8 protein-coding genes and 1 pseudogene are annotated in these 12,972 nt (G+C 74.2%); 1 reads left to right on the top strand and 8 read right to left on the bottom strand.

Features of this window, described 5'->3' with window-relative positions; genetic code table 11:
• Positions 1 to 52: 52 nt before the first annotated feature.
• The 5 genes from MLV88_RS08425 to MLV88_RS08405 form a co-directional block, all read right to left on the bottom strand.
• Entirely contained in the window at positions 53 to 829 is a 777-nt protein-coding gene (locus MLV88_RS08425; RefSeq protein ID WP_242340898.1) for a TatD family hydrolase, read from the bottom strand.
• Positions 830 to 874: 45 nt separating this feature from the next.
• On the bottom strand, positions 875 to 2,959 hold the full coding sequence (gene metG, locus MLV88_RS08420) for a methionine--tRNA ligase (protein WP_242340897.1): 2,085 nt from the start codon (positions 2,957 to 2,959) through the stop codon (positions 875 to 877).
• Positions 2,956 to 4,329 carry a DNA polymerase III subunit delta gene (locus tag MLV88_RS08415; protein ID WP_242340896.1) on the bottom strand — a complete coding sequence of 458 codons (1,374 nt, stop codon included), beginning with the start codon at positions 4,327 to 4,329 and terminating at the stop codon, positions 2,956 to 2,958. Before MLV88_RS08415 ends, metG begins: the two co-directional genes overlap by 4 nt.
• On the bottom strand, positions 4,316 to 5,359 hold the full coding sequence (gene holB, locus MLV88_RS08410) for a DNA polymerase III subunit delta' (protein WP_242340895.1): 1,044 nt from the start codon (positions 5,357 to 5,359) through the stop codon (positions 4,316 to 4,318). Before holB ends, MLV88_RS08415 begins: the two co-directional genes overlap by 14 nt.
• 73 nt (positions 5,360 to 5,432) lie before the next feature.
• The gene (locus tag MLV88_RS08405) at positions 5,433 to 6,827 is read right to left on the bottom strand and encodes a hybrid sensor histidine kinase/response regulator (protein ID WP_242340894.1); all 1,395 of its coding nucleotides are present in this window, start codon (positions 6,825 to 6,827) and stop codon (positions 5,433 to 5,435) included.
• 136 nt (positions 6,828 to 6,963) lie between these two features.
• Here MLV88_RS08405 and MLV88_RS08400 point away from each other — a divergent pair, with 136 nt between their 5' ends.
• Positions 6,964 to 7,467, top strand: a complete 504-nt coding sequence (locus MLV88_RS08400) for a DivIVA domain-containing protein (protein WP_242340893.1) — start codon at positions 6,964 to 6,966, stop codon at positions 7,465 to 7,467.
• Positions 7,468 to 7,951: 484 nt separating this feature from the next.
• Here the strand turns inward: MLV88_RS08400 and MLV88_RS08395 are convergent.
• From MLV88_RS08395 to MLV88_RS08385, 3 genes and pseudogenes are all read right to left on the bottom strand, one after another.
• Positions 7,952 to 8,887, bottom strand: a pseudogene (locus MLV88_RS08395) (HNH endonuclease); the annotation flags it as partial.
• A gap of 614 nt (positions 8,888 to 9,501) precedes the next feature.
• A complete protein-coding gene (gene polA, locus MLV88_RS08390; protein ID WP_242356219.1) occupies positions 9,502 to 12,201 on the bottom strand; it encodes a DNA polymerase I in 2,700 nt (899 codons plus the stop codon).
• Positions 12,202 to 12,319: 118 nt separating this feature from the next.
• Positions 12,320 to 12,955: an FHA domain-containing protein gene (locus tag MLV88_RS08385; RefSeq protein ID WP_242360683.1), complete on the bottom strand. Its 636-nt coding sequence runs from the start codon at positions 12,953 to 12,955 to the stop codon at positions 12,320 to 12,322.
• Positions 12,956 to 12,972: the final 17 nt, after the last annotated feature.

Raw genomic sequence — 12,972 nt, 5'->3', positions numbered from 1 at the left:
GCGCACGTGCGCGCGGAGCTTCGCTCGGCGGGGCGGGGGGCGCAGCCCCCGGTCAGATCCGGAACAGGCGCCGCACGTTCGCCGTCGTCGCGGCCGCGACCTCGTCGAGCGTCGCGCCCCACAGCTCCGCCACCTTCTCCGCGGTCTTCACCACGTAGGCGGGCTCGTTGCGCTTCCCGCGGAAGGGCACCGGCGCGAGGAACGGGCTGTCGGTCTCGACGAGGAGCCGGTCGCGCGGGACGATCCTCACGGCCTCGCGGATCGCGTCCGCCGTCTTGAACGTCACGACCCCGGCGACCGAGATGAGGAGGCCGAGGTCGAGGTAGGCGCGCGCGGCGGACACGTCGCCGGTGAAGCAGTGGATGACCCCGCCCGCGGCCGGCACCCCTTCCTCGCGGAGGATCGCCGCGCAGTCCGCGTCCGCCTCGCGCACGTGGACGACGAGCGGCTTCGCCGCGGCGCGCGCCATGCGGATCGAGCGGCGGAACCCCGCGCGCTGATCCTCGCGGGGCGAGTGGTCGTAGTGGTAGTCGAGGCCGGTCTCCCCGACCGCGACGACGCGTGCGTCCGCCGCGAGCCGGGCCGCGGTCGCCCAGTCCTCCTCCGGGACGCGCGCGGCCTCGTGCGGGTGGACGCCGATCGTCGCGCTGAAGAAGCCGGGATCGCGGGTCGCGAGCTCGAGCGCGTTGCCGAAGTCTCCAGGCTTGCGCCACAGCCCCACGCAGACGACGCGCTCGAGCCCGGCGGCGCGCGCCCGCGCGACGACGCCGTCGAGGTCCTGGGCGTAGTCCTCGTAGTCGAGGTGGGCGTGAGAGTCGATGAGCCCCATGCGATCCGTCTCCCCTGCCCTCCCCGGCCGCGCGTCGCCCCCGCCCTACTTCACGCGCGTCCCGGGCGCGATCGAGTCGGCGACCGTCACCACCGACAGGTTCGGCGGCTCGCCCGCGGCGAGGAGCATGCCCTGCGAGGTGATGCCGCGCAGCGGGCGCGGCGCCAGGTTCGCGACGACGACGATCCGCCTGCCGACGAGCGCGCCGGGATCCGGGTACGCCTGCGCGATGCCGGCGACGATGGTGCGCGGCTCGGGATCGCCGGCCTCGACGGTGAGCTTCAGGAGCTTGTCCGCCCCCTGGACCTTCTCGGCAGCGCGCACGAGGGCCACGCGGAGCTCGAGCCTGGCGAAGTCGTCGTACTGGATGACGCCCGGGGGCGGAGGCGGCGCCGGCTTCGCGCTCGCCTTGGTGGCGGTCTCCGCGGGACTCGTCGCCTTGGCCACCTTGGGAGGCGGCGCCTTCGCCTCGGGCGGCACCACGATGAGCTTCTCCACCTGCTTCGCGTCGAGGCGCGCGATCTGGGGGGGCTTCGCGGCGACGGCGACGGGGCCGCCGGCGAAGGCATCGAAGCCCTCGTCCCAGCGCGCCGGCCGCTCCTGCCCGAACGCCGCGGCGAGGCCGTCGCAGAAGCGCGGCATCACCGGCCAGAGGATCGTGGCGATGCCGCGGAGCGCCTTGGCGCAGGAGTACAGGAGCGCCCGGCTCGCCGCCGAGGCCGGATCCTCCCAGGGCTTCGCCTCCTGGAGCCGCTTGTTGCAGCGGTCCGCCACCTGGTTCGCCGCGCGGACCACCTCGCGGTACTCCAGCGCGCCGTACGCGGCGCGCGCCTGCGCGAGGGCCGTGCGCGTCACCTCGACGAGCGCCGGCTCCGGGGCCTCCGCGAGCGGCGCCCCCGCGCGGGGGACGAGCGCCGCGACGCGCGAGGCGAGGTTCGCGACGTTGTTCGCGAGGTCGGCGTTGACGCGGTTGCGGAACTCGTCGAGCGCGAGGTCGAGGTCCTGCACGCTCGGCCCGAGGTTCGCCGCGTAGAAGTAGCGGAGCAGCTCGGGGTCGAGGCCCGAGTCGAGGTAGGTGCGTCCGGTGATGAAGCTCCCGCGGGTCTTCGACATCTTCTCGCCGTTCACGGTGAGGTGCCCGTGCACCGGCATCCGGTCCGGCCGCTTCAGGCCGGCCGCCCAGAGCATCGCCGGCCAGAACACCGCATGGAAGCGCAGGATGTCCTTGCCGATGAAGTGCTCGAGGCGCGCGTCCGCGCCCTCGGCGAGGTAGCGGCGCTCGAACTCGGCCGCGGTGAGCCGCTCGCCCTCCGGCGCCTCCTCCGTGAAGTAGTGCTCCGCCGAGGAGAGGTAGCCGATGGGGGCGTCCACCCAGACGTACAGGAACTTGCCGGCGAACTCCGGATCCTTCACCGGGAACCCGAAGTAAGGCGCGTCGCGCGTGATGCACCAGTCCTGAAGGTCGGCGAGCCAGCCCTTCACCTGCTCCCGCACCCCCGGCTCGAGGTGCCCCTCCTCCTCCACCCACGCGCGGATGATCCCCTGGGCCTTCTTCAGATCCACGTAGGCGTGGTCCGACGAGCGCACGACGGGCGTGCTGCCGCAGATCGCGCAGCGCGGGTCGATGAGGTCGCGGGGGTCGTAGGTCGTTCCGCAGACCTCGCAGACGTCCCCGTACTGGTCCTTCGCGCCGCACTTCGGGCAGGTGCCCTTCACGAAGCGGTCGGGCAGGAAGCGCCGGTCGGTCTCGCAGTAGAGCTGCTCGATCGAGCGCTTGTAGATGAGCCCCTTCGCCTTGAGGGCGTCGTAGACGCGGTACGCCCAGCGCGCGTTCTCGGGCGAGTCCGTCGTGTAATACGTCGAGAACTCGACCCCGAACCGGGCGAAGTCCTGGTGCTGCTCGGCGCGGTACTTCTCGACGAACGCCTTCGGCGTCATCCCGGCCTTCGCGGCGTTCAGCTCGATGGGCGTGCCGTGGGAGTCGGCCGCGCAGACGTAGGTGACGTGGTCGCCGCACGCCCGCCGGAACCGCACGTAGACGTCGGTCTGGATGTACTCGACGAGGTGGCCGAGGTGGATCGACCCGTTCGCGTAAGGGAGCGCGCTCGTCACGAGGAGACGCTGGCTCAAGGGTGGCTCCTTTCGATGTGTCCGCTGGCGAGCAGGCCGAGGAGGACGCGCTCGAGGCGGATCCGCCCGTCCTGCCCGCTCTTCATGGCGACGTCCGCCTCCGCGAGCGCGGCGAGGCCGTCGAGCAGCTCGGCCCGCGAGAAGCGCAGCGCCGCCTGGTACTTCATCCAGAACCCGTAGGGCTTCTTGCCCTTCGCCTCGTCCTCGGGGACGAGCGGGAAGACCTCGGCCTCCCACTCCCGCGCCGAGCCGATGCGCCGGTCGCCCACCGCGCGGCGCGCGCGCTCCCGCTCGACGATCATCCGCCGGACGGTGCTCGCGAGCGAGCCGAGCAGCATGAACGGGCTCCCGCCGTCCGCGATCGCGCGCTCGAGCACGCCCAGCGCCTGCGGGAGGTCGCGGGCCTCGACGGCGTTGCCGAGCGCGAAGAAGGGATCCGAGGCGACGCGGGTCACCACCGCGTCGACGTCCTCCGCGCCGATGACCTTCCGGTCGCCGACGTAGGCGGCGAGCTTCGCGACCTCGGAGGCGAGCGTGCGCGCGTCCTCGCCGACGAGCGCCGCGAGCCGGGCCTCGCCGGCGCGGTCGACGCGCTTGCCGGTCCCCGCGAGGAGCGACTCGAGCACGGGGCCGAGGACGAGCCGCTGCGCGTCCCACGTGCCCTCCTTCTCCAGCTGGATCGTGACCCGGCGCCCGGCCGCGGCGAGCCGCTTCACGAGCGGGAGCCGCCCGTCCACCTTGCCGGCGGCGACGACGAGGACGTGGCCGCGGGCGAAGCCCCGCTCGAGCGCGGCGTCGAGCGCGGACGCGTCGTCCTTCGAGACCTTGAGCTCGCGCTCCGCCGCGAACCGCGCCGCCCCCTCCACGAACGCCGCGTCGTAAGCGCCTTCCGGCACGCCGAGATCCGCCGCGAGCGCGGCGTGGTCGATCCCCCGGTCCGGCGCGAGGTCCTTCGAGGACCAGCCCGCCTTCGCGGCGAGCGCGAGCAGCCGCCGCGCCGCGTCGCGCTGGGCGCCCTTCGCCCACTGGTCCTTCGCGCGCCGGAACGCGTCCTCCGCGTCCTCCTTCGAGGTGAGGAACGCCGGCTCGTGGAGGAGCACGACCTTGCCGCCGCCGAAGAGGCCGCCGGTGGACAGCTCGGCCGCGACCTCGGCGGGCGAGGTGGCGGGGTCGAGCTCGACGAGGTTCAGCGCGCGCTGCGCCTCCGGGACGAGCGCCGAGGCGAGCTCGCGCGCCGCGCGCAGCGCGAGGAACGCGTCGCCGTCGAGCAGGTAGACGGGACGCGGCGCCCCGCCGCGGACGTCCGCGAGGCAGGTCTCGAGCGTGGCGCCCGCCGCGCCGCGCGGCGCCGTCCCCCTACCCCCGGCCATGGAACCACGCGATGAGCATGCGCTCGAGTGCGAGGGTCGCCGACGCGTTCTGGCGCAGGGCGGCGGCGGTCTTCTGGACCTCCTCGCGTCGCCGGACGATCTCCGCGGGCGAGAGCGCCGCGGCGGCGCGCCGGGTGGCCTCGGCGAGATCCCCGAGGGCGAGCTCGGCGGCTCCGGCGCGCGCCGCCAGGACGTCCCGCAGCCAGACCGCGAGGAGCGCGCACAGCTCGGCCGCGCTCTCGCGGTCGTCGCCGTGCTCGCGCGCGAAGGCGAGCCAGGCGCCTGCGTCGGCGGGATCGAGGGCGGCGGCGGCCAGCACCGCGTCCCGCTCGGCGGCGAGCGTCTCCGCGTCGAGCGCGAGGGCGCGCGCCAGCGAGCCCCCCGCGAGCGCGGCCGCGAGCCGCGCCTCCCCGGCAGGCCGGCCCTCCGCCTCGAGCCGCGCCGCGACCGCCGCCGCCGGCAGCGGCGCGAACGGCACGCGCAGGCAGCGCGAGCGGATTGTGGGCAGGAGCGCGTCGGGGCTCGACGCCACGAGCACGAGCGTCGTGTCGTCGGGCGGCTCCTCGAGCGTCTTGAGGAGCGCGTTCTGGGCCTGAGGGTTCATCGCGTCGGCGGGATCGAGGACGACGAACCGGCGGCGCCCCTCGAAGCGCTTCAGGGCGAGGCGGCGGTCCACCACGTCCCGCACCTGGTCCACGACGATGTCCTTGGAGGGCGCGCGGCCGCCCTTCGGATCCCACCTCCCGGCCTTGGCCATCACGCGCTCCTCGTGGAGCACGAGCACGTCCGGGTGGACGCCGCGCGCGATCTTCCGGCACGGCCCGCACGTGCCGCAGGCGTCGTCGCGGCTCCCGCCCTCTGGCGCCGGGGCCTCGCAGTTCGCGGCCTGCGCGAGGAGCCGGGCCGCCGTCGCCTTCCCGACGCCCTCCGGACCACCGAACAGGTACGCGTGGTGGAGCGCGCCGCGCCGCAGGGCGGATCGCAGCGAGGACACGGCGCGATCCTGCGCGATGAGCTCGGAGAACGGCATGACGCGGCGCGGAAGATAACATAAGGGGCGCGCCGGGCGGCCGCCGCGCGCGCTGCGCACCGGCGAGAGGGGATCAGTTCATCCGCCCCGCGAGCCGGGCGACCGCCGCGGTCAGCTCCGCGGGCTCCACCGGCTTCGCGAGGTAGACCTGGAAGCCCGCGAGCAGCGCCTCCGTCCGATCCTCCGCCTGGGTGTAGGCGGTGAGCGCGGCCGCGGGGACGCGCCCGCCGCGCGTCGCCTCGAGGCTGCGGATCTTGCGGATGAGCGCGTACCCGTCCTCCCCGGGCATGCCGAGATCCGACAGGAGCACGTCGGGAGGGCGCGCGGAGAGCGCCGCGAGCGCCTCGCGCGCGGACGCCGCCGCGGTCACGAGGGCGCCGGCCGCCTCCAGCACCTGACGGACCACGTCGAGGGTGTCGGGATCGTCGTCGACGACGAGCACCCGCACGCGCTCGAGCCCCGCGAGCGGCCGAAGCTCGCGCGGCCCGGTCGGCGGCGCCGGAGCCGTCTCCGACGTTCGCCGGGGCCGCTGAGGCGAGATGGGCAGCCGCACGGCGAACGTCGCGCCCCGCCCCGGGCCGTCGCTCGACGCGGAGACGGAGCCGCCGTGCGCCTCCACGAGGTGCCGCACCAGCGCGAGGCCGAGGCCGAGCCCCCCGTGGGCGCGCGTCGAGGACGAGTCCGCCTGGCGGAACCGCTCGAAGAGGTGCGGCAGGAACGCCGGGTCGAGCCCCGCGCCCGTGTCGCGCACGTGGATGGTCACCTCGTCCCCCTCGCGCGCGAGCCGGATCTCCACGCGACCGCCGGGCGGCGTGAACTTGATGGCGTTCGAGAGCAGGTTCCAGACGACCTGCTGCAGCCGCCCCGGATCGCCCGCCACCGGCCCGGCGCGCGGCACGAGCACCGCCGCGATCGAGATGCTCCGCGCCGCCGCGGCAGGACGGACGGCCTCGAGCGCCGCCTCGATGACCGGCACGAGCTCGACGGGACGCACGTCGAGCCGCAGCTGGCCCCGCACGATGCGCGACGCGTCGAGCAGGTCGTCCACGATCTGCGCCTGCGCCTGGGCGCTCCGCTCGATGGTCTCGATCCCGCGCGCGGCCGCGGTCGCGTCGAGCTTGCCGAGCCGGAGGAGCCGCGCCCAGCCGAGCACGGCGTTGAGGGGCGTGCGCAGCTCGTGCGAGACGGTGGAGACGAACTCGTCCTTCGCGCGATCCGAACGCTCCGCCTCCGCGCGCGCACCTCGCTCCCTCGCCTCGAGCCGCGCTCGCTCTTCGCTCGCGCGCTGCCGCTCGGCGTCCAGCTCGCGACGGGCCGTCTCCGCCTCCCGGCGCAGCGTCCCGCCCTCGCGCTCGAGGGTGCTCCTCGCCCTGGAGACCCGCCGGAGCGCGACGCCGAGCGCCACCGCGACCGCCGCCGCGGCGAGCGTCACCGCAGCGAGCAGGATCTGGCCGGCGGACGAGTCCATCGTGGGAGCCTCGACGGGCAGGGATCATAGCGACCGGACGGGGAACCGCGCCGGCCAACCTGTGGGCCGAGGTGGGCCGGGCGAAATGGACAGCCGCGGATGGGTCGGTATCATGACCCACCGGAGCGCGCCCCCAATGAAGATCACGCCCCTCGACATCACTCAGAAGCAGTTCTCCAAGGTGTTCCGCGGCTCCTCCCCCGAGGAGGTCGAGGCGTTCCTCGCCCTCGTGGCGACCGAGTTCGAGTCGCTCGTGAAGGAGAACCTCGCGCTGCGCGAGGAGGACCGCCGCAAGGCCGAGGAGATCGCGGAGTTCAGGAGCCGCGAGCGCGCGCTCCAGGAGACGCTCGTGACGGCCCAGCGGGCCTCCGAGGAGATCCGCGAGTCCGCCCGCAAGGAGGCGGAGATCACGATCTCGGACGCCGAGCTCCAGGCCGAGAAGATCGTCCAGGGCGCGCACCAGCGCTTCCTCCGCATCGTCGACGACATCAACGAGCTGAAGCGCCAGCGCGTCCAGTTCGAGGCGAACGTGCGGACCCTCGCCGAGAGCCACCTGAAGCTCATCGAGGCGTTCCGCGAGCCTGCCCGCGAGGAGACCGTCCAGTACATCCCCTCGCGCCGGAAGGCCGCGGACGAGTAGCGGACGTTCAGAGCGCTCCGGGCCCGCTCGCTCTCATCCTCGCGTAGTCGAGCAGAACGCAGGGGCACGAGCCCGTCGCAGGCGGGGTCGTTTACCGTAGAGCCAGCACCACCGAGCACGGCCACTCGCAGGCGCACGAGCCCGTCGCCGAGCCGGGCGCACGAGGAGCGCAGCCGCGCAGGCGTACTGCTTGCGTTTGAGGATCCGTCACATCTTCGGCTGCTGACCGGAGGGGGGGGAGCGGCTTCGGTCGGACGAGCGGGGAATCGCACGCTCCGGCTGGGCAACGACGGGGTTGGCACGCGCGCACCGGGAAGGCTCCGCGCGGAGCACTGCGGGCGCAGAGCGGTGAGCGTCACCCGATGGGGCGTAAAGGTTCGGAAGCCGGGTAGCACCGAGCGGCGAGTCGTCGCTCTAGCCGCGCGGCCATGTGAACCCAACCCGGTTCGCCGGAGGTCGGCCAACTCCGCTGGCGGCCGCAGCGTCACGGCGCCCACATCCCCAGCTGCATGACGGGACGCAGAGGTGCCACGCCAGCGCCAGAGAGCGGCGTCGGCCCGGCGCTCGCGTCGCGGCGGAAGTGATCCATGTGCTCGCGCCCGAAGGTGTTCTCTGCGTGGAGAAGATTGTGGGCTCGGCAGGCGAGCCGAAGATTGTCGATCGTCGACAGTCCCCCGAGGGCGACGGGTCGGATGTGGTCGAGCTCGAGCTTCCAACGGCTGTTACAGCCGCAGCCGTCCGGACCGACCCAGGCGCAGCGCCCGCCGTCGCGCTTCCACACGGCGCGGCGAACTATCGCCGGGATCGTGGGCCTCGCCCCCGGCGGCTTCGCCGCGACCTGCTTCGCGCCCCTGTTCGAGCCTTCCTCGGAGCCCTCCTTCGCGCACTCCTTCGAACCTTCCTTCGCGTCCTTCGTCTTCCGCTCCGGCGCGGCAGCGCCCTTGCGCTTGCCGTGCTTCTCGATGGCGCAGCGGATCGCCTCGTGGAGCACCGCCGCGAGGTCGCCGTCCGGAACCTTGTGCGACAGGAGTGACCGGAGCGTCTCGAGGTCCTCCTTGCAGGCGCGGTCGAGGGTGACCCGAAGCGACCAGTGCGTCTCCGAGACGGCGAGCGTCTCGGCCCTTCGCTTCGGCTGCGCGACGGTGGGCGGGAGCGCAGGCCGCGAGTCGGCGATGGGGTCCGGGCCGAGGGTCGGTTCAGCAGGGCCGGCCACTGGCGCCGCCTCGGCGCCTGCATCGGACGCCGGGAGCGGTAGCGCTGCGCTCGCTGCGGCGGGCGCGCGCTCGGCCAGCTTGCGGACGCCTGCGCGCGGAGCGGTGCGGGCCTGGACGGAGACGACGAGGTGCTCGACCTCGGCCCGCGTCCGGAAGGCGGCGCGAGCGAGGATGTCGTCCACGTTCTCCTGGGTGAGCACCTGCCCGCGGCGCTATCCGCTGCGCCCTCGTCGATGCCTTTCCGCGGTCTCCGCGCGTGACACGCGCGAGGCGCGTGCGCGAGAGCGGCCCTTCCGCGCCGGCTCCGATGCCGGAGCGCGCTCGAGGCGAGAAGGCGTCAACGGGAAATGTTTCACCCACCGCACCTGGGACGCCCTGCCTCTTCGCGAGAATGCCGCGACATCGGGCGGCACTACCGCTGGCGATAGTTATCACCATGGGTGAAGACGGCCGACCGTCCGTGACGCTCCAGCCCGTGCTCCGGTGCGGCTGCGGAGGCGCCTTCGAGAAGGCCGCACGCACCACGCGCGAAATCATGCCGTCGCCGCGCCCGGCCCGACACGACGAGACGTTCGCCTGCTCCGCCGCCTCCCCGCGTTCATCGGGGTCGAGCACGAGCGCGTGCGCCGACCCCGTCGATGCCCAAATCCGGCACCCGCACTGAAACCGCGGTCGAAACACCCACCGCTCGTCCGGCGAGTACCTGCCGTTGTGATGAATGAGACCGCTTCCGTACGCCGAGCAGCGGAGCGACGAGTCCGCCCGGCGCAGGCAGGCATCGTGCGCCGTAGCCCCAGCAGGCAGGGATCGTGCGCCGTAATCAGTGCGCCTCCGCCCAGCTCCCCCCCACCCCCACCTCCACCTCGAGCGGCACCTCGAGCGCCGCCGCGCCGGACATCTCGCGCCGGACGAGCGCCTCGACCGGCGCGAGCTCGCCTTCGGGGACCTCGAGCACGAGCTCGTCGTGGACCTGGAGGAGCAGCCGGGCCCGGCGCCCCTCGCTCGCGAGCGCGTCGTGCACGCGGATCATCGCGATCTTCACGATGTCCGCGGCCGTGCCCTGGATCGGCGTGTTGATCGCCGTGCGCTCCGCGGCGTTGCGGAGCGCGGGGTTCCGCGCCGCGATCTCAGGCATGGCGCGGACGCGCCCGAACAGCGTGCGCGACTCCCCCGTCGCACGCGCGTCCTCCACCGCCTTCTCGACCCAGCGCCGCACGCCGGCGTAGCGCGTGAAGTACCGGTCGATGATCGCCTGCGCCTCCGCGCCCGGCAGGTCGAGCCGCTGCGAGAGCCCGAAGGCGGAGAGGCCGTAGGCGATCCCGAAGTTCAGCACCTTCGCGATGCGGCGCATGTCCGACGTGACCATGGCGGGCGCGACGCCGAACGTCTCCGCGGCGGTGCGCGTGTGAACGTCGTCGCGGGCGCGGAACGCCTCGAGGAGCGCGGGATCGTGCGAGTAGTGCGCGAGGATCCTGAGCTCGATCTGGGAGTAGTCGGCCGAGAGGAGCCGGGCGCCCTCCGGGGCGACGAACGCCGCGCGGATGCGGCGCGACAGCTCGGTGCGCACCGGGATGTTCTGCAAATTCGGATCGGACGAGGAGAGGCGCCCGGTCGCCGCGCCTGCCTGGTGGAAGGTCGTGTGGATGCGGCTGTCCGCCGGGTCGACGAGCTGAGGGAGCGCGTCGACGTAGGTGCCCTTGAGCTTCGAGAGCCCCCGGTGCTCGAGCACGAGCCGCGGCAGCTCGTGCTGCTCGGCCAGCTTCTCGAGGACGTCCTGGTCGGTGGACGGGCCGGTCTTGAGCCGCTTCAGCACGGGGAGGCCGAGCTCGGTGAAGAGCACCTGCGAGAGCTCGCGGGTGGACGCGATGTTGAAGGGGTGACCGGCGGACGCGTGGATGCGGGTCTCGAGGTCCTGCATGGAGCGCCCGAACTCGGCGCTCATGCCCTCCATGGCGCCGCGGTCGACGAGGATGCCCGCCCGCTCCATCTCCCAGAGCACGGGCACGAGCGGCCGCTCCACGTCCCGGTAGAGGGGCAGGACCTTCTCCTCCTCGAGCGCGCGCTCGAGCGCCGGGACCAGGTCGAGCAGCGAGGCGGCGCACTGCGCGGCCCACGCGCCGGCGCGCTCCACCTCGATCCCCTCGACCGCGACCCGCTCGCTCTTGCGGGCGGCGTCGCCGCCGCTCGGATCGCGCGGCAGCTCGCAGCCGATCCGCTCGCGTGCGACGTCGGCGAGGGCGTGCTCGCGCCGGGTGGGGAGGAGCAGCCGGCTCGCGAGCTCGGTGTCCATCCCCGGCCCCGCGAGCGTGAGCCCGAGCCCCGCGAGCGCGTGCTGCACCGCCTTGCGGTCGTGCGTGTGCTTCGGCGCGTCGCCCTCCAGGAGCGGCCGCAGCGCGGCGCGCACGTCCTCCACGCCGAGCTGCGCGGGCGCCCCGAGGTAGCGGTGGCGCAGCGGCACGTAGAACGCCCTGCCGCCTCCCGCCAGCGCGAGGCCCACCACCGGATCCGTGCGCGGGGCCGGCCCCGCGAGCACGGGCCGGAGCCCCACGGCGGGGGCGGCCGTGAGCGCCGCGACGGCGTCCGCGAGCGCCGCCGCGTCGAGGACGAGCTCCGCGCGCTCCGTGCGCGGCGTCGGCGGGGGCGCGGGCAGGTCCTTCAGGAGCCGGGAGAACTCGAGCTCGGAGAAGAGCGCGCGCACGCGCGAGTCGTCCGGACGTCTCCGCCCGAGCGCCTCGGGCGCGAGCGGGAGGGTGAGGTCGCAGCGCAGCGCCACGAGCTCCCGGTTCATCCGGATGCGCGCCGCGTTCGCGACGATCTTCTCCTTCACCTTCTCGCCGCCGCGCGCGACCGCCGCCGGGATCTCGTCGGGCCGGCGCAGCATCTCCTCGACGGTGCCGAAGCGGCGCACCAGCGCGGCGGCGGTCACCTCGCCGATGCCCGCGATCCCCGGCACGTTGTCGATCTTGTCGCCCAGGATCGCCATGTACTCGACGACCTGGTCCGGCCGGACCCCCAGCTTCTTCTCGACCTCGGCGGGCCCGGTCCACCCGCCCCGGCCGCTCGCCTCGGCCATCGGGTCGTAGAGCGAGAGCTTCTCGTCCACGAGCTGCGCGAAGTCCTTGTCGCCCGTGACCACCACGACCTCGTAGCCCTGCTCGCGCGCGCGGCACGCCAGCGTGGCGATGACGTCGTCCGCCTCCACGCCTCCCTCCTCGATGCGCGGCACGGCGAGGGCGTCCGCCACCTCCCGCACGAGGGGGAACTGCGCGCGCAGATCGTCTGGCGCCTCGGGGCGGTTCGCCTTGTAGGTGGGGTCGATCTCGTTCCGGAAGCTCTTGCGCCCCGCGTCCATGACGAGCGCGACGTGCGTCGGCGCGTGCTCGCGGAGCGCCTTGAGGAGCATCGTCGTGAAGCCGTAGACCGCGTTGGTCGGCGTCCCGCGGGTGGTCGAGAGGTGCGGGATCGCGTGATAGGCGCGGAAGACGAAGCCCGAGCCGTCGATGAGCGTCAGGGTGGGCATGCGGGACGGAACGATAGTCCCACGCGCCGGCGCGGGCAGCGGGAAAACGCGGCGCGCCCGCGAGTCGCGAGGCGGTGCGGCGGAAACGTCGCGGCCCAGGGCCCGCGCGAGGGACGCCTCACCGCAGCGCGCAGCGCAGCCGCTCGGCGCACACGAAGTACTCGTCGCCGTCCTCGATGCGCCGGCGGGCGATCCGCTCGCGCCGGAACCACGTGCCGTTCGACGAGCCGAGGTCCTCGATGAGCCAGCCCGGCCCCTCGCGCACGATGGCGACGTGCTCGCGGGACACCTTCGCGCTGTCCACGACGAGGTCGCAGTGCCGTCCCCGGCCGATGACGAAGCGATCCTTCGCGACCGGCACCTCGGTGCCGTCGTCGCGCACGAGCACGAGCGCGGACGCGACGCCCGCCGCGGCCGACGGCGCAGGCGAGGCGGCCGGAGCCGCCGCGACGGCGGCCGGCACCGGCGGGGGCGCGCGCATCTCGCGCTCGAGCCGCGCGGCCGTGTCGAGCACCTGCTCCGCCACGACGGCGCGCTCGGCCCGCGGCAGCACGGGCGCCCCGGCCGCCGGAGGCGGGGCCCCCGGGCGCGTGGTCGCGGCGACGCTGCCGGGGACCACGTAGCCGTTGAGCCGCATGAACACGTGGACCGCCTGGTTCACGAGCGCCTCGCGGTCGGAGCCCATCTCCTCCGCCATCCGCTCGAGCGCCTCCCACAGGTGGTCGGCGATCGCGACCTGCCGGACCGTCTTCATGCGAGCGCTCCCGGGCG

This window comes from Anaeromyxobacter soli, assembly GCF_022808855.1.
GTDB classification, from domain to species: domain Bacteria; phylum Myxococcota; class Myxococcia; order Myxococcales; family Anaeromyxobacteraceae; genus Anaeromyxobacter; species Anaeromyxobacter soli.
Note: the sequence above shows the minus strand (reverse complement) of the source record. Positions and strands in the feature narration are given on the sequence as shown.

What these genes read in the sequence shown, in the direction of transcription:
- MLV88_RS08425 (WP_242340898.1), bottom strand. Translation starts at nt 829, where the DNA reads ATGGGGCTCATCGACTCTCACGCCCACCTCGACTACGAGGACTACGCC.
- MLV88_RS08405 (WP_242340894.1), bottom strand. Translation starts at nt 6,827, where the DNA reads ATGGACTCGTCCGCCGGCCAGATCCTGCTCGCTGCGGTGACGCTCGCC.
- MLV88_RS08385 (WP_242360683.1), bottom strand. Translation starts at nt 12,955, where the DNA reads ATGAAGACGGTCCGGCAGGTCGCGATCGCCGACCACCTGTGGGAGGCG.
- MLV88_RS08415 (WP_242340896.1), bottom strand. Translation starts at nt 4,329, where the DNA reads ATGGCCGGGGGTAGGGGGACGGCGCCGCGCGGCGCGGCGGGCGCCACG.
- polA (WP_242356219.1), bottom strand. Translation starts at nt 12,201, where the DNA reads ATGCCCACCCTGACGCTCATCGACGGCTCGGGCTTCGTCTTCCGCGCC.
- holB (WP_242340895.1), bottom strand. Translation starts at nt 5,359, where the DNA reads ATGCCGTTCTCCGAGCTCATCGCGCAGGATCGCGCCGTGTCCTCGCTG.
- MLV88_RS08400 (WP_242340893.1), top strand. Translation starts at nt 6,964, where the DNA reads ATGAAGATCACGCCCCTCGACATCACTCAGAAGCAGTTCTCCAAGGTG.